Here is a 21,140-nt window from a genome sequence, read left to right as displayed (position 1 = left end):
AATCAGTTCCCCGCCACGCCCAGCACCGCGAGCACCAGCGTTTCCACCCCGGCGCGGATCGCCGGTTCGGGCTGGGGGGCAAAGAACGGCGAATGGTTGACCGGCACGGGCTTTCCTTCGGCCTTGAGCCGGGCCAGCATCGCCGGGTCGCTGCCGCCCACGCCGAAGAACACCGACTGGCTGACCCCGGCGTTGACGAATTCGGAATAGTCCTCGCTCGCCGTGCCGCCCGGCATTGCCACCGGCACCAGCGCCACGCGGCTGTCGCCCAGCGCGGTTTTCAGCACGCCGGCAAGCTTGGCCGAAAGCGCCGGATCGTTGATCACCGATGCCGTCCCCTCGGTATGCTCCACATCTGGCGCGCTGGCGCGGGCCATGGTCGCCACGGCGCGCGCGGTGGTGCCCACGCCATCGAGCAGCAATTGCCGCACATCGGCATCATAGGATCGCAGCGTCAGCTTGAGCACGGCAGTGTCGGGGATGATGTTGGGCGCATAGCCGGCGTTGAAGGCGCCCACCGTGATCACCCCGAATTTCTGTGGGTCTTTCTGCCGGCTGATCACGGTCTGCACGTCATCCACGAAATGCGCGCCCATCACGATCGGATCGATCCCCTTGTCGGGCATCGAACCATGCGCGCCCAGGCCGTGGAACGTGACGACCACGGCATCGGCGGCCGAACTCACCGCGCCCTGCTTGATCACCACATGCCCCGCCACATCGGGCGTGACATGGGCGGCAAAGGCATAGTCGGGCTTGGGAAAGCGGGCGAACAGGCCATCGGCCAGCATCGCCTTGGCCCCACCCACCTTTTCCTCGGCCGGCTGGCCGATGAACACCAGCGTGCCGTGCCACTTGTCCTTCATCGCCAGCAGGGTCTGCGCGGTGCCAACCCACCAGGCCATGTGGCTGTCGTGCCCGCAGGCGTGATCGGTCGGCGTCAGCTTGCCGTCGATGGTCTGCTGGTAATGGCTGGCATAAGGCAGGCCGGTCTTTTCCTCCAGCGGCAGGCCGTCCAGCTCGGTCCGCACCAGAACCACCGGGCCATCGCCGTTGCGATAGACCGCGACCACGCCGGTCTGGCCGACGTGCTCGGTCACGGTAAAGCCGATCTGGCGCATCCGCGCGGCCAGCAGCGCGGCGGTGCGGGTTTCCTGGAACCCCACCTCGGGATGCTGGTGGATATCCTTGTAGAGCGCATCGAGCGCGGGATAGATCTTGTCGAGCTGGGCATCGATCGCGCCGCGCGCGGCGGCGGGATCGAGCGGCGCGGCATGGGCGGCATGGGCGGCATGGGGCAGCGCTGCTGCCGCCAGGGCCAGGCCCATGGCCGGCTTGGCAAACCAAGGCATGGTCTTTCCTTTCCTTACAGGCTGAAGCGGGCGTTGAGGCCCCAGGTGCGCGGCTGGATCGAATAAGTCAGGTTGGAATAGCCATAGCCACTGCTCACCGCGATCGCGCCGGTGGTGTCGGTCAGATTGTTGCAGAACACGTAGATGCCCATCTGCGGGTTCTCCACCCCCACGCGCAAGTTGGCCGTGGCATAGTTGCCGTAGGAGGTGTGATAGGGATCGGTCGGGCGGAACGTGCCTTCCTGATGCCCGGTATAGGCACCATCGGCGCGCACCAGCCCGTCGAACCGCGAATTGAGCGCCCAGCTATAGCTGGCCGAAGCCGACGCGGTGAGATCGGGGGTATTGGGGATCGGATCGCCCGCCTTGCCGGTAGACGCGGTGATCAGCACGGCCGAGGAAGACTGGTCCTGCGTCAGGTGCGCATCGACATAGCCCAGCGCACCGTTCAGCGTGAGGCCCCGCAACGGGCGCGTGGTCAGGTCGACCTCCAGCCCGCGAATGCGCGCGTGGCCGGCGTTGGTGAGGAAGGCATAGAGCCCGTCGGCGGTGCGAGCCGAGCTTTGCATGTTGCTCCATTCGACATCGAACACCGCGCCGTTGAGCACCAGCTTGTCGCCCAGCCAGCTCGATTTCAGGCCCACTTCATAGTTCCACAGGCTGTCGGGCTTGTAGGATACCAGGTTGGCGGCAAGGCCGGGGATGTTGTTGGCCCCGCCGGGACGGAATCCCTTCGAAGCGCTGGCATAGACCATCACGCGCGGGGTGATGCGATAGTTGACGTTGAACTTTTCCAGCCAGCCGTTGGCCTTGGTCGTGGCGGCGCTATAGGGCGCGGCAGACGTACCGGTGTAATAGTTGGTGATATAGGACTGGCCGCTGGTGGTCTTGCTGTAATCGTAATAGCGCAGGCCACCGGTGATGGTCAGCCCTGGCAGCGGCTTGATCGAAACTTCGCCGAATCCGGCCACCTGGCGCGAGCGCGTCTCGACATAGCGATAGACCAGCGGGGTGATCGGCAGGGTGATCGATCCATCGGCCGCGCTTTCGCTGATCACGTTGCTGTCGATGTGGTCGTTGCGCTTTTCGTAATAGACGCCAACCGTCCATTCCAGCCAGGCCGGCATCTGCGCCGCGTTGGACGCCAGCCGCGCTTCATAGTTCTGCGAATGGACCCAGGCCGGCTGATAGCCCACCGCCGGCAAGAGCGCGAGGCCCGTGGCGCGATAGGCGGCGAACTGGTCGGTGGTGCAGGCCGTGCCGCCCTGCGCGCGGGCGCACTGCGCGGTGGAATTGGCATAGGCAGCCACCGAGGGGGTGAAATCGACCGTGCGGATATAGTTGTAGTTGTAGTAGCTGGCCGTGCCGGTCAGCGTGGCAAAGCCAAGGTCGCGATCGGCCTTGAGATTGTAGAGCTGCATTTCGGTGTGGAACGGCAGCTGCGCGGTGGAATTGGTCTTGTAGCGGCCCACGCTGGGATACCAGCCCTGCTGATCGCGCGCGTCGCTTTTCTGATAGCTTGCCGTGGCCGTGATCGTGGTCAGTTCATCGGGCTTGAAACCGATGATGCCGCGCGCGCCCCAGTTGCTGGAGCGGTTGATGTTCTGCGTGCCGTAGGTGACATTGTCGATCCAGCCGGGCTTGCGCTCGCCATAGCCGACCACACGCACGGCCAGCTTGTCGGTCACCACCGGCAGGTTGACCATGCCGCGCAGGAAATAGCCGGCCGATCCGCCTTCGGTGGTGGTCACCTGGGTTTCGCCGCCCGCTTCCACCTTGTCGTAATCGGGCTTGTGGAAAATCACGCGCAGCGTGCCGGCCATCGAACTGGCGCCATAGAGCGTGCCCTGCGGCCCGCGCAACACTTCCACCCGCTCCACGTCGAACAAGTTGAGATCGGCGGCAACGGCGCCCGAATCCTGCGTCGTGCCCGATGGGCCGGTGACCGGGGTTTCATCGTAATAGAGGCCCACGGTCGCTTCGCCCGCCGCATTGACGCCACGGATCGAGATGCGGTTCGATCCGGCCACGCCGCTCGTCACGTTGAGGTTGGGGATCTGGCGGAAATAGTCGTTGAGCTGGGTGGCGCCGGTCTTGGCCAGGCCATCGCCGGAAATCGCCACGATGCTGAGCGGCGTGGTCTGCACGGTGGACGTGCGATGCAGCGCGGTGACCACGATGTCATTGCCCGTGGAGGGGGTTTCCTCTGCCGGAACGGCTGGCGCGGGTTGCGCGCCATCTGCGGCAAAGGCGGTGCCTGCCAGCAAGACGTGCGCAGTGATCAGGCCGGAAACGGCCAGAATGGCTTTGCTCATGGTAACTCCCTGTCCTTGGTTCAGGGTTTGCCGCGATGCCGCTTCCCGTGGCGCATCGTTGTCCGGCCCCCTGCTTGGCTAGACGCGGGGACGGCGCGGCCCCTCATCGGACGGGCACATTTTTTTCCTGCCAGTGAAATAAGGTCAGTGAAATTCGCTGCGCAGCGTGAGGCCGATGGTGCGCGGGCGCTGATAGGTGACCAGGTCGGTGCCGCCGATCGTGCCGGCCCAGACACGGCCCCGCCCGTCGGCCAGGTTCTGCACGAACAGGCCCGCCCGCCATGGCCCGCGCAGCAAGGCAAAGTCAGCGTCCAGCGTGGCAAAGCCGCCCAGCGCCAGGCGGTTGAACGCCGTGCTGGCGCGAAACGCACTGTAGGCCTGGCCGGCATAGTGCACGAACAGGCCGGCATCGCCCGCCCAGCCGCCGCCCAGCCAGGCATTGCCCAAGGCCCATTGCCGGCGCAGCTCCACGCTGGCGGCCCAGGGCGCCACATAGGGCAGCCGCTCGCCCGCGCGGCCATCGGTGGTCACCGTGCCCGAAACCTGGTCATAGACCAGCCGCGCATCGGTGAACGTGCCCTGCACTTTGGCCCGCCAGCCACCTGCCAGCGCACCGCCGGCGGCCAGTTCCACCCCGTTGATCCGCGCCGCGCCGATATTGGTGATGAAGGCATAGCTGCCGTCGCTTGAGGCGGCGGCATATTGCATGTTGGACCAGCGCTGGCGAAAGCCGGTCAGGTCAAAATGCCAGGCGCGGTGGGCCGGGGCCAGACGCGTGCCGATCTCCAGGCTCTCCAGGCGATCGTCGTGGTAGGTCGCCAGGTTTTCCGGCAGCCCTGGCACCACGTTGATGCCGCCGGGGCGAAAACCGTTGGACACCTGGCCATAGATCAGCAGCCCCGCCATGGGTCGCGCCTCGATCCGCGCGCGGCCCACCAGCCCGTGCGCGCGATAGGCCATGCTCAGCGCCGACGGGCCGAACGGACCGATGAAGGGATTGGCCAGGCTGACCACGCCTTGGGTATCGCGCACATAGTGGAAATAGCGCAGCCCGCTCGACACCGTCAGCCACGGCAGCACGCGCCAACTGCCATCGCCGAACAGGGCATATTCGGAAAGCGCGCTGGCAAAGCTGCGGTGCGATACCGCCACCGTGCCAGGCAGGACCAGCCCGGTGGCCGCGCTCACCGGCAGGCTGCTGCTTTGCCCATCGTCGGTGCGCCGGCTGGCAAACACCCCGGCCGTCCAGGTCAGCCGCCCTTCCCCCGAAAGGCGCAGTTCGGCACTGGTGATATCCACGGCCAGGGGCTGGGCCACCAGGGACGGGCTGCTGGCCAGCAAATAGCGGTTGAAGCCCGCCATCTGCGTGGTGGTGCAGGCCGCCGCATTCACCCACGCGGCACAGGCAACGCCATCGTTCAGGTGGTTGAGCTGGCTTTGCGTGAAATCCCAGAAGCGGTGGGGCCGCCACCACGATCGCGCCACGGTGGCATCCACGCCCACCCCGCCGATGGCCCCATGCAGGTCGAGCGAACCCATGGCAAAGGTATCGTAGAACGGCACGATCACCTGGCCCTGCGACTGGTTGGGCACGGCGCCGGCGGTGGTGCTGTGGGTATTGCCGATGCGGCTGCGCTGCCACACGCCGGCCAGGTCTGCCCGCCAATCGGGGGCGATCTGCCAGCGCAGCGCCAGGCGCCCGCCCTCGCGCAACTGGTCGTCGGTATTGACCAGGCCCAGGCGCGGGAAATCGACCACCCCGCCCTGGTATTCGCGCCAGCCCACCGCGCGCAGCGCCAGCCGCCCCGGCACCAGCGGCAGGTTCACCGTGCCCGTGACGCTGGCGCCGGGCGCGCCGCCGTGGGTCAACGTCGCGCCACTTTCCAGCGCCAGCGTGCGCTGATCAAGCTGCGCGCCGCGAAACAGCACACGCACCGTGCCCGCCAGCGAGCTGGTGCCATAGAGCGTGCCCTGCGGCCCGCGCAGCACTTCCACCCGTTCCACGTCGGCCAGCACCAGATCGGGCGTCATCATCCCCGGATCGCTGGTCGAACCGCCCGGCCCCGCCACCGGCACGTTGCCGTAATAGAGCGCCACGGTCGCTTCGCCCGCGGCATAGGCGCCGCGCAGGCTCAGCCGGTTGAAGCCGGTGCCCGATGACGTGACCACCAGGCTGGGCGCCAGCCGCGCCAATCCCGCCAGCGACGTGGCCTGGTCATGCCCCAGGTCTTCGCCGCGCAGGGCCACCATGCTGATCGGGGTATCGGCCAGCAACGTGGGCCGGCGCAGCGCGGTGACCATGATGTCCCCCATGGCCAGGGCCGGCAGCGGCGCGGGCGCCCCATCGCTTGGGCCCGATGGCGCGGGCGCGGGCAGCACCAGCAGGCTGCGTGGGCCATTGCGCCGCAGCATGAGCCCGCTGCCCGCCAGCAAACGCCGCACGATCGTGGCCGCGTCACCCGAAAGCGTCACTGCGCCGGCGCGGCGCCCGGCCACGGTCTGCGGAGCAAAGACGATGGTGGTGCCGGTGGCCAGGCCCACGGCGCGCAAGGCATCGGCCAACGGCGCGGGTGGCAGGCGCTGCGGCGGGGGCAGCGCCGGCCGGCCTTGGGCAAGCGCAGGCGTGCCGGCCAGGGCCATCACGGCCACGGCCAGCAACAGGCCGGCCCGCCCCTGTGTGCCACAGGCCGGCCGGCACCGATCAGCGCCCGAATTTTCCCTCATTGCCCGGTAGCTTGCCAAAGAGGGCGCGTGTTGGCTAGCGTTCACACCCATGTCATCCAAACGGATCAGCCCCCCGGCCGGCGACGGACCCGTTTCCGGGTTCGAACGCCATCGCCGCGCCCTGCGCGCCTGGCTGGGGCGGCGGCTGCGCAATCCGGCCGATGTGGACGATGCCGTGCAGGACGTCTGGCTGCGCGCGCACGAACGGCTCGACAGCGGAGAGGTGGCCAATCCGCGGGCCTACTTGTTCACCGCGGCCAGCAGCGTGGTGCACGATCGCGCGCGCCGCGCCGGCGTGCGCCACGAGGATGCGCACCATCGCCTGGAAGAAAATGATCATCCCGTTGAGTGGATCACGCCGGAACGCGTCTTGGAAGGTAAGGAGGCGCTTACCGTCATCATGCACCGGCTTTCGACCATGCCCGAACGCACGCGCGATGTTTTCGTGCTGCACCGTTTCGAAGGCCTGGCTTATGCCGACATCGCCCGCCGCATGGGCATTTCGGTGAGTTCGGTGGAAAAGCATATCATGAAGGCCCTGCGCCTGTTGCTGGAGATCGAGGAATGAGCGCGGACCAGAGCGGCGCGGAGGAAGGCGCAGAGCGCAGCGCACGCGAAGCGGCGATCGCCCATTTCGCCGCGCGGCAAAGTGGCCGGCCGGTGCCCGTGCCAGCCGATGCAAAAACCCAGGCCGCGCTGGCCGAAGTGGAAGCGCTGTGGGCCCGGCTTGAACACGCCGCCGACAGCGAGGAGATCGCCGCGATGCGCGCGGCCGCCCTCGCCCGCAGCGCGCCGGGCACGCACCAGGGGCAAGGGCAGCGTCGGCCCTGGCTGGCCGCCGCAGCCGCGCTGGGCGCCCTGGCCGTGGGCGTGGGCACGGTGCTGGCGGTGCGATCGGGCAGTGCTCCCACCGCCACGCCCGGCGCGCCGCAACTGGCCATGCGCCCCCTGGAAAACGGCACCGCCGGCCCGCGCACCGTGGCCCTGGCCGATGGCAGCCAGATCACGCTCGATGCGCACACCCGCGTGCTGCTGGGCGAGGATGCCACGCGGCGCAGCGCCGTGCTGGCGCAGGGGCGCGCGTTCTTTCGCGTGGCCCACGATGGCGCGCGGCCGTTCCGCGTTACGGCCGGCACCATGGCCGTGACCGATATCGGCACGGTGTTCGACGTGGGCCGCGATGGCGATACGGCCACTGTCACTCTGCTGGAAGGCGCGGTGGACGTGTCTGCACCGGGCCTTGCCCCGCGCCGCCTGGCCCCGGGCCAGCGGCTGACCCTGCGTGGCAACGTGGCCCGGCTGGGCCGGGCCGATCCCGCCGGCACGCCCGCCTGGCAGGACGGCATGATCGCCGCCGATGCCGAGCCGCTGGCCAGCCTGGTGGCGCGGTTCAACCGCTATCTCGCCCGGCCGCTGGTGCTCAAGGATGCGCGCGCCGGCGCGGTGCCGGTCAGCGGCGCCTTCCGTGTCGACGATCCCCAGGCGCTGGTCGATGCCGTGGCCGCCATGGGCCATCCCGGCGCGCTTACCCGCGGAAACGCGCAACCGTAATTTGAAGTCTGTCTTTCAGGGAGCTTAGCCAATGAAGAAGACCTTGCTGGCCGGCGTTGCGCTGGCCGTGACGATGGCCTGTACCCCGATCATGGGCGCCACCGCCCTGGCGCGCGACTATGTGATCCATGCCGGGCACCTGATAGACGGGGTCAACGCCGGGGAACGCAGCAATGTGTCGATCCTGGTGCACGATGACCAGATCACCGCGGTGCAGGATGGCTTCATCACCCCCGCCGGGGCCGAAGTGGTCGATCTTTCGCAAGGCACGGTGATGCCCGGCCTGATCGATGCGCACGTGCACCTCACGCTCGATCTCACCAAGGGCAATGCCCTGCTCCAAAGCGTGACGCACAGCGCCTTTGACGAAACGCTCGACGGGGTGGGCAATGCCCGCCTCACCCTGCTCGCCGGGTTCACCTCGGTGCGCGACGTGGGCGGCGATACCGCCGTGGTCGTGGCGCTCAAGCGGGCGCAGAAGGCCGGCACGATTTCCGGCCCGCGCATGTGGGTTTCGGGCAGCATCCTGAGCCCGACCGGCGGCCATGGCGATCCGGCCAACGGCTTTGATCCGGCGCTGGCCAAGCCGGAATGGCAGGACGGCATCGTCGATGGGCCGGACGAGGCGGTGAAGAAAGTGCGCGAGCATTTCCGCGAAGGCGTCGACCTGATCAAGATCGTGCCCTCGGGCGGGGTGGCCAGCGTGGGTGACGATCCCCAGGCGCAGTTGATGACCGACGCAGAAATCCGCGCCGTGGTGGAAACCGCGCACACCCTGCACCTGCCCGTGGCTGCCCATGCCCATGGCGCCCAGGCGATCGACCACGCCAGCGCGATCGGCGTCGATTCGATCGAGCACGGCAGCTTTGCCACCCCGGCCAGCTATGCGATCATGAAGCAGCACGGCACGTATCTGGTGCCCACGCTGATTGCCGGGGCGACCGTGGTGGAATTCGCGCAGAAGCATCCCGAACTGCTTGGCCCCTCCATGGCGGAAAAGGCGCTGGCAGTGGGCCCGATCATGGCCAAGAACCTGTACGGCGCATGGAAGGCCGGCGTCAGAATCGCGTTCGGCACCGATGCCGGCGTCTATCACCACGGGCAGAACGCGCGCGAATTCGAACTGATGGTCAAGGCCGGGATGCCGGCGGCCGATGCGCTGCGCAGTTCGTTTACCGGCGCTGCCACGCTGATCGGCGAAAGCCGCATCGGCGCGATCCGCCCGGGCGCCTTTGCCGATATCGTCGCCACCGACAAGGACCCGCTGGCCGACATCACCGAATTGCAGCGCGTGCGCTTCGTCATGCAGGGCGGCCGCATCGTCAAGGACCACGGCGAGCCCAGAATCTGAATAGGCCAGGAAGGGGGCGCCGGGCCAGTCGCCCGCACGCCCCCTTTTTTCAGGTCAGCCCGCTCAGAAATTGAGCGTGGCGGTGGCAAAGACCTGGCGCGGGTTGCCCCAATAGGTGGTCAGCACGCCTTCCTTGCCCAGCGTGGGGATGAGATTGCCGGACGGCGTATAGGTCAGCGCGCCGGTCGTCGCGTTGCCCGCCACATACGTATAGCCCGAAGTCTTGTAGCGCTTGTCGGCCAGGTTCTTGCCATAGACGCCAAAGGTCCAGCGGCCGCCCGGCGCGCGATAAAACACGCTGGCATCGAACAGTGCATAGCCGGGTTGGTCGAGATAGGGATTGGGCACTTCGAACTGGTAGGTCTTGCTTTTCCACGAAACCCCGCCGGTCACGTCCACCGCGCCGCCGCCCACGGGAATGGAATAGCCGGCCGAGGCATTGCCCGTCCACGCCGGGGTGTTCTGCACTTTGCGATAGGCGGCCACATCGGTGGGCTGCCCGGCGATCAGGGTGATGTATTTCAGGTACTTGGCATCGATATAGCCCAGTGAGCCATTGAGCGTGAACCCGCCCAGCTTGAGGCGCCCTTCGGCTTCCACCCCCTGCATCCGCGCCTTGCCCGCGTTGGACACCACCCCGCAGAAGCTGGGCAGGCCCTGCACCGTGCAGGCCACCGATCCGGGGATCTGCACGTCGGTGTAATCCATGCGGAACGCCGCGAGGTTGAGCGACAGGCGGCGGTCGAACAGCCGGGTCTTGACCCCGAGTTCATAGCTGTTGACCTTTTCGGGCCGGAAACTGAGGTATTCGGCCTGGGTCGTGCCGGCCGGCGCGTTTACCCCCACCCCGCGCGGATCGAACCCGCCGCCCTTGAAGCCCTGGCTGAAGCTGGCGTAGACGGTGTTGTCCGAATTCGGCTTCCAGTTGAGCGACACGCGCGGCGTGAACTTGTTGTAGTCCGCGCTGCCGAGGAAATTGGTGCCCGGCGCGCCAAAGGCCACCCCTGCCCCGCCGAACACCGGAGAGCCGCCGCCCAGGTAGTTCTGCCGCAGGATCTGGGCATAGCGCTTGTCCCAGGTATAGCGCCCGCCCACTTCGAGGCTGATCTGGTCGGTAAAGTCATAGCTCAGGTTGGCGAACGCCGCCGAGGTATCGGTGCGGATATTGGCGCCGGTAAAGGCGGTCAGCCCCGGCACGGTGGTGAACAGGCGCACATCGAACTGGGTCAGCGCCGTGGCATAGAGATAGTAGTAGCCCAGCAGCGCGTTGAACCGGCCCTTGTTGTAGAGCAGCTGGATTTCCTGGCTCCACTGCTTGTTGCGGTAATAGGCCGGCACGTCGACGTCTTGCGAGGCGGTGGCATCGAAATCGATCGGCGAGGCGCTGTCATCCTTGCGGAACGCGGTGATCGAACGCAGCGTGAGGCTGTCGGTCGGCTTGGCCTCCATGAACAGCGACCAGCCCCAGGCTTTCACGTCCTGCTTGGGGCTGTTGAGCCCGGCCTGCGTGTCGAACACGTTGGCCAGCACCGGCGCCCCGGTCAGCTGCCCGGGAATTTCGCGGTGCCCGCCGCGCGGGTTGGACATGTCGTGGGTATAGTCGCCGGTCAGCCGCGCAAAGAAGCTGGACCCGTGTACTTCCACCGTGCCGCGCCCGGCCCAGATATCCTTGTTGTAGTTCGACAGGCCGGTCGTCAGGTTGCGGCCAAAGCCGCCCCGCGTCAGCCGCGCCACCGTGCCGCTGGCGCGCAGCACGCCGTCCGACGTGAGCGGCGAACTGATCGTGGCCACGCCATCGGCCTGGTCATAGCTGCCATAGGTGCCGCGCAGCCGCACGTGAAACGCATCGTCGATCTTGCGCGTCACATACTTGATCGCGCCGCCGATGGTGTTGCGGCCATAGAGCGTGCCCTGCGGCCCGCGCAGCACTTCCACCCGCTCCACGTCATAAATGTCGAGCACGGCGGCCTGCGGACGGTTGAGATAGACGTCATCCAGGTAGATGCCCACGCCCTGCTCGAACCCGGAAACCGGGTCTTGCTGGCCCACGCCGCGAATGAAGGCGGACAGCGTGGAATTGGTCCCGCGCGAAGGTTCCAGCGTCACGTTGGGCACTTCATCGGCGAGCGAGGTGATGTCGCCCGCGCCCCTGGCAAGCAAGGCATCGCCCGAAAACGCGGTGATGGCGATCGGCACCGAAGTAAGCGATTCGCTGCGGCGGCGGGCCGTGACGATGATGTCGCCCTCGGCCGGCGCTTCGGCGGCGCTTCCGGCGGGCGGGGTTTGCGCCGCAGGGGCGCCACTCGCCTCCTGGGCAAACGATGGCGCGGGCAGCGCGCCCAGGGCCACGCCGGCCAGGAGGATGGCGGGAATCGAGCGAATGCGGGTGCTGGCGGTCACAGCCATGGTCCTCTCCTTGGCGCGACGGTCTTGCGTGCCGTCGCTTGGGAAGACCACGATACTGAAAGGTGAACCGACTTTCAACTTTGAATCGGCAGTTTGCGCAAGCCTTCGTGATTTTCCGTTACGCAGCAATGCAAAGAGCGCGCCGGGCAGGGCCCGTGCGCGCTCTTCGTGCAAGCATTTCCGGCGCGCTCAGGCCGTCAGATGGGGGCCATCACGTCTGCCGCGTCAAAGGGCCGGGTCATCGTCGACCGGCGAATTGAACTCGTGCCACAGCCCGTTGATGATGCCAAAGCCCACCGCCAGGCCCAGCCCGAGCACCCAGGTGAAATACCACATGGCCTGTTCCTTTCAGTAGAAATCGGGGTTGGTGCGCACATCGCGCAGGGTGATCCGGCCGCGCAGCACGCGCATCACCCAGGCGGTGTAGGCCAGCACGATCGGCAGGAGCACGATCGTGCACACCAGCATGATGAACAGCGTGAGATGGCTGGACGAGGCGTTCCACACCGTCAGGCTGGATCGCGGATCGATCGAGGATGGCAGGATGAACGGAAACATCGAGCAGCCCACCGTGGCGATGATGCCCGTGGTGGCAAGGGCACTGCCCGCCAGGTTCACCCCGCCCCGCCGCGTCGCAATGGCCCATAGCGCCAGCAGCGGCCCGGCCAGGCCCAGCAGCGGCGCCGCCAGCATCCAGGGATGCGCGCCATAGTTGGCCAGCCACGCGCCCGGCGCGGCCACGCTGCCCGACAGCAGCGGGTTCGACGGGCCTTGCGTATCGACCGCGCCGGCAATCGCCATGCCCATGTGACCCTTGGCCACGATCAGCCCGCCAATCGCGAACAACGCGATGCTGGCCACCGCCGCCACGCGGGCAATGGCGCGCGCACGGGCCAGCACCGGCCCTTCCTCGATCTTGATCGCCAGCCAGCCCGCGCCATGCAACGCCAGCATGGCCACCGACAGCACGCCGGTCAGCAGCGTGAACGGCGTGAACAGGCCCAGCAGGCTGCCTTCATAGGTCATGCGCAGATCGCCATCGAGGCGGAACGGCGCGCCGGCCAGCACGTTGCCCACGGCCACGCCAAACACCAGCGCGGGCACGAAACCACCGGTGAACAGCGCCCAGTCCCACCGGCTGCGCCAGGCGGCATCGGGTTTCTTGGACCGATACTTGAACGCCACCGGCCGCAGGATCAGCGCCGCCAGCACCAGGAACATGGCCAGGTAAAAGCCTGAGAAGCTGACCGCATAGACAAACGGCCAGGCGGCAAAGATCGCCCCGCCGCCCAGGATCAGCCAAACCTGGTGGCCTTCCCAATGCGGCGCCACGGCGTTGATCACCAGGCGCCGCTCGGCATCGGTGCGGCCCACGAAAGGCAGCAGCGCGGCCACGCCCAGGTCATAGCCGTCGGTCAGGGCAAAGCCGATCAGCAGCACGCCGAGCAGCGCCCACCAGATGACCCGCAGGGTTTCGTAATCAAGCGGAATGTGCATGGCCCTTGCCCCTTATTCGGCCGGCAGCGGGGCAAAGCCCGCGGCCCGGGGTTGCGTTTCGTCGTCGTGCCCTTGATCGTCTTCGTGGTGCTCGATCGGCCCCTTGCGGATCTGCGCCAGCATCAGCCGCACTTCGATCACCGCCAGCGCGCCATAGAGCGCGGTAAAGCCCACGATCGTGGTCCACACCTGCCCCACGGTGAGCGAGGAGGCGCCCAGGAACGTGGGCAGCACGCCGTCCACGGCCCAGGGCTGGCGGCCGATTTCGGCCAGCACCCAGCCTGCCTCGATCGCCACCCATGGCAGCGGGATCATCACCACCGCCAGTTTCAGGAACCAGCGGCGGCGGAACCGGCAGGTGGACGCGCACCAGAACGCCGCACCGAAGAACGCGATGAAGCCAAAGCCAAGGCCGGCCATGCCGCGAAACAGGAAGAACATCGCCGGCACGTTGGGCACCGTGTCCCAAGCCGCTTTCAGGATCAGCTTGTCATCGGCGCGGCGCGGATCGGCGACATAGCGCTTGAGCAGCATGGCAAAGCCGATGTCCTGCTTGTGCGCCTCGAACGCCGCGCGCGCGGCCATGTCGGCGCGATTGGCCTTGAGCCGTTCCACCGCATCATAGGCGATCAGGCCGCTATGGATGCGCGCATCGGCACGCAGCACCAGTTCCTCGATCCCGTCGATCTTGCCGGTCAGGCTGCGCGTGCCGATCAAGCCCATGACATAGGGCACCTTGATCGCGCCATGGGTGGTGCGGGCGGCCACGTCGGGCAGGCCGATCAGCGTGATCGCCGCCGGCGCCGGCTCGGTTTCCCACATCGCCTCGATCGCGGCGAGCTTCATCTTCTGGTTGTCGGTCAGGGTATAGCCGCTTTCATCCCCCAGCACGACGACCGACAGCGCCGAAGCCAGGCCGAACGCGGCCGCCACCATCATCGACCGGCGCGCCACGTTGGTCCACTTGCCCTTGAGCATGTAGAACGCCGAAACGCCCATCACGAACGTCGCCGCGCAGACATAGCCGGCGCTCACCGTGTGCACGAACTTGGCCTGGGCCACCGGGTTGAACAGCACCGCGGAAAAGTCGGTCACCTCCATCCGCATGGTTGCGGGATTGAACGTGGCGCCCACCGGGTTCTGCATCCAGCCGTTGGCAATCAGGATCCACAGCGCCGAAAGGTTGGTGCCCAGCGCAACCATGAACGTGACGGCCAGATGCTGCCGCCGGCTGAGCCTGTCCCAGCCAAAGAACATGACCCCCACCATCGTGGCTTCGAGGAAAAAGGCCATCAGCCCTTCGATCGCTAGCGGCGCGCCGAAGATGTCGCCCACGTAATGGGCGTAATAGGCCCAGTTGGTGCCGAACTCGAATTCCATGGTCAGGCCCGTGGCCACGCCCAGCACGAAATTGATGCCGAACAGCTTGCCCCAGAACCGCGTGATCACCCGCCAGATCGGCCGCTTGGTGATCACATAGATGCTCTCCATGATGACCAGCATGAACGAAAGGCCAAGCGTCAATGGCACGAAGAGAAAGTGATACATGGCCGTCAGCGCGAACTGAAGGCGGGATAACTCGATGACTGCCATGTCCATGGCCGCGGTTCCTCTGCTGTGGCCCCTGCCCGCTTGTTCCATCCGGCATGCAAGATCGCGGATTGGCTGCAAATTGCGCGACAGGTGCGCGGCGCCTCGTTAAACCCTGCTGCGCTGCCGCAATTTGACGGCAATCAATCCTGCATGTGATTTCTTGCGGCAAACGCCGATCGCGAAAAGAAAAATCCAGCGCGAGGCCAGGTCTCTCGACTCGCTCGCCGCTTATGTCATCGTTTCCTGTTATAATAAGATGGACAGATTGTCTCACACGCTTCCCGCATCCCCAGCCGCATCCCCATCCGAACCCCTGGCATCTGCCGCGCGGCCCCCGGTCGATCCGCCCCGCGTGCTGGCCGCCACGGCATGGTGGCTGGTCGAAGGCGCAGGCGCGGTTCCCGTTGCGCTGGGCCTGGCCTGGGCCGTGGCCGCGCGCGCCGATGGCGTGCTGCCGGCCTGGCCGGCCGCCGCGCTGCTGGCGCTGGGCGCGGCATGGCGTGCGCTCGCGCTGGGCCGTGCGCGGGTGGCGGGGCAAGCCGGCGCGGCACGGTTCCAGCAGGCCCTGCGCGCCTGGCTGTGGCCCGCGCTGCTGCCCAGCCGCACCTTGCGCGGGGCGCTGGTGGGCGAAGACGTGCATCTGGCGGTGGACACCGTCGATCGCACCGAAGGCCTGGTGGCGCGGTTCGTGCCCTTGCGCGGCGCGGGCGCGCTGGCGCCGCTGTTGATCGCGGCGGCCGTGGCCCCCGCCAGCTGGGTGTGCGCCGCGATCATGCTGGCCACACTGGTGCCTTTCGTGCTCGGCCTGATCCTGGCAGGCGGCATGGCGGCGCGGCAGGCGCAAGCCCAACACCAGGCCCTGACCCGCGCCGCCGGCCTGTTCGTCGATCGCATCGCGCACCTGCCGCTGATCCTGGCCACCGGCGCGGAAGATCGCATCGGCCGCCAGCTTGCCAGCGCGACGCAAGACGTCGCGCGACGCACCATGGCCGTGCTCGCCGTGGCCTTTGCCTCCAACGCCATTCTCGAATTCTTTGCGGCGCTCTGCGTGGCGCTGGTCGCGGTCTATTGCGGCTTTTCGCTGCTCGGCCTCCTGCCGTTTCCCGCGCCCGAGCGGCTGACTCTCGCGCAGGCGTTCTATACGCTGGCCCTCGCCCCGGAATTCTACCTCGGCATGCGGCGCCTGGCCGCCGCCTATCACGACAAGCAGACCGGCGAAGCGGCGCTGGACGCTATCGGCGCCGTGGCACAAGCCCTGCCTGCGCCCGTGGCGCCAGTCACCGCGCCCGCGCGCCTGCACGGCGCGGGCGTGATCATCGCCTATCCCGGCGGCGCCTCGATCGGCCCGCTCGCATGGGATTGGGCGGAGCCGGGGCTCCACGCCGTGACCGGCGCCACCGGCAGCGGCAAATCCTCGCTGCTGCTGGCCTTGATCGGACAGGTTCCGCTGGCCACCGGCACGCTGCGGGCAGATGATGCCGCATTTTCGCCCGGCGCCATCAACACCGCGATCGGCTGGGCCGGGCAGGCCGTGGCCCTGCTGCCCGGCACCTTGCGCCACAACCTGGCCCTGGGCGGCGCCACCGATGACGCCGCGATGCTGGCCCTGCTGCAACAGCTTGGCCTTGGCACGATGATGGCGCAGCGCGGCGGGCTTGGCATGCTGCTCGACCATCGCGGCTCGGGCCTGTCGGGCGGGGAGCGGCGGCGCCTTGGCCTCGCCCGCGCGATCCTGTCGGGCAGGCCGGTCCTGCTGCTGGACGAGCCCACCGCCGATCTCGATCCCATGAGCGCCGCCGCCGTGCGCGCGGTGCTGCGGCAATACGCGCAGCATCGCCTGGTGGTGGCTGCAACCCATGATGCCGATCTTGCCGCCATGGCGCAAAGCCGTTGTCACATCGCTGGGGAGACTGCGGCATGAGCGCCCTGATCGCGACGCCGCTGCTGCGCCAGCGCGGCCCCTTGCGCGCGGCCATGGCCTGCGCGGTGATGGCCGCCTTGTGCGCGGTGGGGCTGCTGGGCGTGGCCGGCTGGTTCCTGGCCGGCGCGGCGCTGGCCGGCCTCGGCGGGCCGCTGGCAGTCACCGGGTTCAATTATCTGCTGCCCAGCGCCGCGCTGCGCGCTGCGGCGATTGTGCGCACCGCCAGCCGCTATGGCGAGCGGATGCTGGGCCACCGCGCCGCGCTGTTTGCCTTGGCAGAAGTGCGCGCCACGCTGTTTGCCCGCGTCGCACAGGCGGCCCTGGCCGGGCGCGACGCCGGGCGCAGCGGGGCAATGGCCGCGCGCTTTGGCCGCGATGTCGATCTGCTCGAAGACGCCGCGATCCGCCGCGTGGCGCGGGTGGGCGCGTGGAGCGCTGCGGCCGTGGCGCTGGGCTTGGCCCTGCCGCTGGGCTGGGCCGCGGTGCTGGCGCTGGCGCTGGGCATGGCAGCCATGCGCCTGGCTGCACGCACCATGGCGCGGCGCCTGCTGCCCGGCGCGCAGCAAGACCTGGCCGCTGCCCACGCCGCGCTGGCTGCCGATTATGCGGAAATGGCCGGCCCGGCGGCAGACATTGCCGTCTATGGCCTGGCACCAGCACTGGCCCAGGCCCTTGCCGAGCGCGCCGAGGCGCAATCGCGCGCGCAGGCCGCGCTGGCCCGTGCCGAAGCCTGGCTCACCGCCACGCAAACCTTGCTCGCGGGGCTGACGCTCGCCGTCCTGGTCACCCTGGCACAAGCGCCGGCGCCGCTGCTCGCCCTGGGCCTGCTTGCCGCCCTGGCCGCGTTGGAGCCCTGGTCCGGCCTTGCCGCCCATGACGCCCGCGGTCCGGAAATGCGGCTGGCCCTGGCCCGGCTGGACCAGGCGGGGGAAGCGCCGCCGCTTGCCCCCTCGCCTGCGCTTGCCAGCCTATCAGGCCGGCCGGTGCTGACCATCGCCGGCCAGTCCTTTGCGCACGGCGCACGCGTGCTGATCACCGGGCCGTCGGGCGCTGGCAAGACACGGCTTTTGGAAACCCTCGCCGGCTTGCGCCAGGATGCGCCGCAAATGCTGGCCGTCAACGGGCACGATCCGCGCGCGCTGGGCCTTGCCGCCTTGCGCCCGCACCTGGCGCTGATGCCCCAGTCCGCCCCGCTGATCGCGGGCACCGTGGCCGACAATCTCGCGCTTGCCCGCCCCGGCCTGACCCGTGCCGCGATGGAACGGGCGCTGTATGTCGCCTGCGCCGAAGATGTCGTGGCCGCCCTGCCCCAAGGCCTCGACCAATGGCTGGGCGGCGACGGCGCGCGCCTGTCGGGCGGCCAGCGCCGTCGCCTCGTTCTGGCGCGCGCTCTTCTCGCCGGGCGCCCCTGGCTCCTGCTCGACGAGCCGAGCGAGGGGCTGGACCTGGCCACCGAGGCGCGCCTGCGCGAACGCCTGGATGCGTGGCTGGATCAGACCGGCACCGGCCTGCTGCTTGTCAGCCATCGCCCGGCGCTGGCCGCCCTGGCGCAACAGGTTGTGCCGATCGCCTGATCACCAGCCCCAGCCACGCCCATATTGCGGCCGCCGCCAGCCGCCCTGGCGGGCCTCGGCATTGATCCAGCCTTCGATGCGGTCGAACCGGGTGGTCAGCGCGCTGACCGCGCGCCAGTCGCCACCGCCGCATTCATAGCGCTGGCGGCCTTCGAGCTGATCGATGGCATCGTGGATGCGATCGGCGCGGCGAGGATCGATATCGCCCTGGTTCACTTCCTGCGCCAGGCGCGCTTCGAGCGCGTGCGCCCGCTGGCCTGAGCAAACATAATCGGCCTTGCGCTTGGCGCGCCAGTAATCTCCACCGCGATCATAGCCAGATCCATAGCCTTGCCCATAACCGCCATAGCCCTGGCCATATCCGTTCCAGGCCTGCGCCTGGGCCAGGCCGGCCGCGCCACCAATCCCAACCCCAACCATTGCCACCGCCGCCAGCGCGGCCATGCGAACCATCTTCATCGTGTGTCTCCCGTGCTTGGGTGTCCATCCCAAGACACAGGCTATGCCACGCAGCCTGCCCGAAACTTGAACCGGCCGTCGCCGATTGTTCAGCAAGCACACGCCGACCCATCAGGGTCGTGCAACGGACTTCATAAGGATTTCTCGTCCCTATCTCGGTCCGCCGCGAGCCAGTCGAAAGGCCTTGGCGCGATGGCCAAGATGGTCCCTAGCGCCCCATCAGCATGGCCCGCACGCGCTGTTCCAGGTCGCCCACGGCGAAAGGCTTGGTCAGGATCTGCATGCCCGGTTCCAGGTGGCCGTTGCCGATGATCGCGTTTTCGGCATAGCCGGTGATGAACAGCACCGGCGTATCGGGCCGGTGGCCGCGCGCGGCGTCGGCCATCTGGCGCCCGTTCATCCCGCCCGGCAGGCCAACGTCGGTCACCACCAGGTCGATCGCGGCTTCCGATTGGAGGATCTTCAACCCCTGCGCGCCGTCTTCGGCTTCCAGCACGGTGTGCCCCATGTCTTCCAATGCGGTGACGACCAGCATGCGCACCAGCGGCTCGTCGTCCACCACCAGCACGATCCCTTGCCCAGGCGCTGCAGAGGCGCTCGCCGCCCCGGCAAAGGCGGTGATCGTATCGTGGGCCGTTTCATCGCTGCCGTAATGGCGCGGCAGGTAGATGCGCACCGTGGTGCCGCTTCCCACTTCGGAATAGATGCGCGCATGGCCGCCCGATTGGCGCGCAAAACCATAGATCATCGACAGCCCAAGCCCTGTGCCCTGGCCCAGCGGCTTGGTGGTGAAGAACGGATCGAAAGCCTTGGCGATCACATCGGCCGACATGCCCACGCCCGTATCGGTCACCGACAGCGAAAGGTATTGTCCCGGCGGAATCTCGTGGCTGGCGGCGGCACGCTCGTCGAACCAGCGGTTGGCCGTCTCGATCGTGATGCGCCCGCCATCGGGCATGGCGTCGCGCGCGTTGAGGCACAAGTTGAGCAGCGCGTTTTCCAACTGGCTGGCATCGACCAGCGCAGTCCACAGCCCGGCCGCGCCCACTGCTTCCACGGCGATCGCCGGGCCAACGGTGCGCCGCACCAGGTCCGCCATGCCATCGACCAGGTCGTTGACGTTGGTAGGGCGTGGATCGAGCGTCTGGCGCCGCGAAAAGGCCAGCAGGCGATGGGTCAGCGCGGCCGCGCGGCGCGCGGCCGATTGCGCCATCGCCAGGTACTTTTCCACTTCGGCAAAGCGGCCCTGCGCCAGGCGTGAGCCGATCATTTCCAGCGCGCCCGAAATGCCGGCAAGCAGATTGTTGAAATCGTGGGCAAGGCCCCCCGTCAACTGCCCGACCGCTTCCATCTTCTGGGCCTGGCGCAACTGCGCTTCGGCATGCATCAGTTCGGCGGTGCGGTCCGCCACGCGCTGTTCCAGGGTTTCGGTAAGGCGGCGCAGTTCCTCGGTCACGCGGTCGCGCTCGGCTTCCACCGCGCGCCGCGTCTCAAGATCCAGCAACACGCCGGGAAAGCGCACCGCCGCCCCGCGCGCGTCGGCTTCGACCCGCCCGACCGCTTCCACCCAGGCATGGCGCCCATGCCGTCCGCGCACACGGTATTGGTGGCGATAGGGGCCGGGCTGGGCCAGGCAGGCGGCAATCGCACCATCCACCCCGGCGCGGTCATCGGCATGGATGGCGCCAAGCAAGCGCTCGACGCGAAGGGCCGCCAGATCGGCGCCCGGCTCCACGCCAAAGGCATTGGCAAAGCCTTCGTCCACGCTCACCAGCCCGCTCGGCACGTCCCAGATCCAGGTGCCCAGGATAGCGCCGGCCGAAAGCGCCAGTTGCACCCGCTGCACATTGTCGCGGGCCAGCGCCTCGCTTTGCCGCAGTGCCGATTCCGATGCCTTGCGCGCGGAAATGTCGCGGAACAGCACGGATACCTGGCGGTTGCCTTGCGGCCCCACGCGCCGCGCCGAAACCTCGATGAAGCGACCGGCGGTGATGAATTCGCGTTCAAAGCGCACCGGCTCGCCCGTGCGCAGCACGCGGCCATAAAGTTCCAGCCAGCCATCGGCTTCGTTCGGGGCAATGTCGCGCAGCGTTTTGCCAACGATGCCGGCAATCCCGGTGTGGCGCTCATAACCCGAATTGGCTTCGACATGGCGATAGTCGCTCAAGGGCCCATGCGGCCCATCGAAGAACTCAATGATGCAAAAGCCATCGTCGATCGCCTCGAACAAGGCCTGGCGCCGCGCGTCGGCCGTGTCGACGGCGTTATCGGCCGCTGACCCGGCATGGCGCAGCCGCTGCACTTCGCTTTCCAGTTCCGCGCGCGACAGCGTCTCAACCGGGGCCTTTGTCACGATGCGGTCCTGTCCTTTTCTTCTTGCCCAGCCAGTCGCGGCGA

The 21,140-nt window shown here is 68.0% G+C and carries 14 protein-coding genes; 5 read left to right on the top strand and 9 right to left on the bottom strand.

All coding sequences use genetic code 11. The annotated features are described in order from the left end of the window. Window positions 1-2 precede the first annotated feature (2 nt). The 3 genes from FHW94_RS19540 to FHW94_RS19530 form a co-directional block, all read right to left on the bottom strand. A complete protein-coding gene (locus FHW94_RS19540; protein WP_246866280.1) occupies window positions 3-1,352 on the bottom strand; it encodes an amidohydrolase in 1,350 nt (449 codons plus the stop codon). A gap of 14 nt (window positions 1,353-1,366) precedes the next feature. Next, complete coding sequence (locus FHW94_RS19535) at window positions 1,367-3,667, bottom strand: TonB-dependent receptor (RefSeq protein WP_168557507.1); 2,301 nt, start codon at window positions 3,665-3,667, stop codon at window positions 1,367-1,369. 144 nt (window positions 3,668-3,811) lie between these two features. Beyond that, window positions 3,812-6,316, bottom strand: coding sequence for a TonB-dependent receptor (locus FHW94_RS19530; RefSeq protein WP_349237569.1), 2,505 nt, complete (start codon window positions 6,314-6,316; stop codon window positions 3,812-3,814). A gap of 124 nt (window positions 6,317-6,440) precedes the next feature. Here FHW94_RS19530 and FHW94_RS19525 point away from each other — a divergent pair, with 124 nt between their 5' ends. Genes FHW94_RS19525 through FHW94_RS19515 form a run of 3 tightly spaced genes read left to right on the top strand, consistent with a single transcriptional unit; the run spans window position 6,441 to window position 9,293 of the window. Beyond that, window positions 6,441-6,959 carry an RNA polymerase sigma factor gene (locus FHW94_RS19525; RefSeq protein ID WP_168557505.1) on the top strand — a complete coding sequence of 173 codons (519 nt, stop codon included), beginning with the start codon at window positions 6,441-6,443 and terminating at the stop codon, window positions 6,957-6,959. Further along, complete coding sequence (locus FHW94_RS19520) at window positions 6,956-7,942, top strand: FecR domain-containing protein (RefSeq protein WP_168557504.1); 987 nt, start codon at window positions 6,956-6,958, stop codon at window positions 7,940-7,942. Before FHW94_RS19525 ends, FHW94_RS19520 begins: the two co-directional genes overlap by 4 nt. 31 nt (window positions 7,943-7,973) lie before the next feature. Further along, window positions 7,974-9,293: an amidohydrolase family protein gene (locus FHW94_RS19515; RefSeq protein ID WP_210425763.1), complete on the top strand. Its 1,320-nt coding sequence runs from the start codon at window positions 7,974-7,976 to the stop codon at window positions 9,291-9,293. A gap of 63 nt (window positions 9,294-9,356) precedes the next feature. Here FHW94_RS19515 and FHW94_RS19510 read toward each other — a convergent pair whose 3' ends face one another. From FHW94_RS19510 to FHW94_RS19495, 4 genes are all read right to left on the bottom strand, one after another. Then, entirely contained in the window at window positions 9,357-11,699 is a 2,343-nt protein-coding gene (locus FHW94_RS19510) for a TonB-dependent receptor (protein WP_168557503.1), read from the bottom strand. Between the two features lie 225 nt (window positions 11,700-11,924). Then, window positions 11,925-12,035: a cytochrome bd-I oxidase subunit CydX gene (gene cydX / locus FHW94_RS19505; protein ID WP_168557502.1), complete on the bottom strand. Its 111-nt coding sequence runs from the start codon at window positions 12,033-12,035 to the stop codon at window positions 11,925-11,927. A 12-nt stretch (window positions 12,036-12,047) separates the two neighbouring features. Beyond that, window positions 12,048-13,196, bottom strand: a complete 1,149-nt coding sequence (gene cydB / locus FHW94_RS19500) for a cytochrome d ubiquinol oxidase subunit II (RefSeq protein ID WP_168557501.1) — start codon at window positions 13,194-13,196, stop codon at window positions 12,048-12,050. 12 nt (window positions 13,197-13,208) lie between these two features. Continuing rightward, window positions 13,209-14,795, bottom strand: coding sequence for a cytochrome ubiquinol oxidase subunit I (locus FHW94_RS19495; protein ID WP_168557500.1), 1,587 nt, complete (start codon window positions 14,793-14,795; stop codon window positions 13,209-13,211). Window positions 14,796-15,054: 259 nt separating this feature from the next. Here FHW94_RS19495 and FHW94_RS19490 point away from each other — a divergent pair, with 259 nt between their 5' ends. Both FHW94_RS19490 and FHW94_RS23625 read left to right on the top strand, forming a co-directional pair. Then, window positions 15,055-16,710, top strand: coding sequence for an ATP-binding cassette domain-containing protein (locus FHW94_RS19490; RefSeq protein WP_246866279.1), 1,656 nt, complete (start codon window positions 15,055-15,057; stop codon window positions 16,708-16,710). Continuing rightward, complete coding sequence (locus FHW94_RS23625; protein ID WP_168557498.1) at window positions 16,707-18,284, top strand: ATP-binding cassette domain-containing protein; 1,578 nt, start codon at window positions 16,707-16,709, stop codon at window positions 18,282-18,284. The genes FHW94_RS19490 and FHW94_RS23625 overlap by 4 nt, the downstream gene beginning before the upstream one ends. Here the strand turns inward: FHW94_RS23625 and FHW94_RS19480 are convergent, their stop codons facing one another. Both FHW94_RS19480 and FHW94_RS19475 read right to left on the bottom strand, forming a co-directional pair. Further along, window positions 18,285-18,743 (bottom strand): histidine kinase, encoded by a 459-nt coding sequence (locus FHW94_RS19480; protein ID WP_168557325.1) that lies wholly within the window; start codon window positions 18,741-18,743, stop codon window positions 18,285-18,287. It abuts the gene before it with no gap. A gap of 208 nt (window positions 18,744-18,951) precedes the next feature. Further along, window positions 18,952-21,096, bottom strand: a complete 2,145-nt coding sequence (locus FHW94_RS19475) for a response regulator (RefSeq protein ID WP_168557497.1) — start codon at window positions 21,094-21,096, stop codon at window positions 18,952-18,954. Window positions 21,097-21,140 lie beyond the last annotated feature (44 nt).

The organism is Novosphingobium sp. SG720 (assembly GCF_012275365.1).
Taxonomy (GTDB): Bacteria; Pseudomonadota; Alphaproteobacteria; order Sphingomonadales; family Sphingomonadaceae; genus Novosphingobium; species Novosphingobium rhizosphaerae.
This window is presented reverse-complemented; position numbering and strand designations above follow the sequence as displayed.

Bases quoted from the DNA above. Each gene is read 5' to 3' on its own strand.
- FHW94_RS19525 (WP_168557505.1), top strand. From the start codon at position 6,441: ATGTCATCCAAACGGATCAGCCCCCCGGCCGGCGACGGACCCGTTTCC.
- cydX (WP_168557502.1), bottom strand. From the start codon at position 12,035: ATGTGGTATTTCACCTGGGTGCTCGGGCTGGGCCTGGCGGTGGGCTTT.
- FHW94_RS19480 (WP_168557325.1), bottom strand. From the start codon at position 18,743: ATGAAGATGGTTCGCATGGCCGCGCTGGCGGCGGTGGCAATGGTTGGG.
- FHW94_RS19510 (WP_168557503.1), bottom strand. From the start codon at position 11,699: ATGGCTGTGACCGCCAGCACCCGCATTCGCTCGATTCCCGCCATCCTC.
- FHW94_RS19515 (WP_210425763.1), top strand. From the start codon at position 7,974: ATGAAGAAGACCTTGCTGGCCGGCGTTGCGCTGGCCGTGACGATGGCC.
- FHW94_RS19535 (WP_168557507.1), bottom strand. From the start codon at position 3,667: ATGAGCAAAGCCATTCTGGCCGTTTCCGGCCTGATCACTGCGCACGTC.
- FHW94_RS23625 (WP_168557498.1), top strand. From the start codon at position 16,707: ATGAGCGCCCTGATCGCGACGCCGCTGCTGCGCCAGCGCGGCCCCTTG.
- cydB (WP_168557501.1), bottom strand. From the start codon at position 13,196: ATGCACATTCCGCTTGATTACGAAACCCTGCGGGTCATCTGGTGGGCG.
- FHW94_RS19495 (WP_168557500.1), bottom strand. From the start codon at position 14,795: ATGGACATGGCAGTCATCGAGTTATCCCGCCTTCAGTTCGCGCTGACG.
- FHW94_RS19540 (WP_246866280.1), bottom strand. From the start codon at position 1,352: ATGCCTTGGTTTGCCAAGCCGGCCATGGGCCTGGCCCTGGCGGCAGCA.
- FHW94_RS19520 (WP_168557504.1), top strand. From the start codon at position 6,956: ATGAGCGCGGACCAGAGCGGCGCGGAGGAAGGCGCAGAGCGCAGCGCA.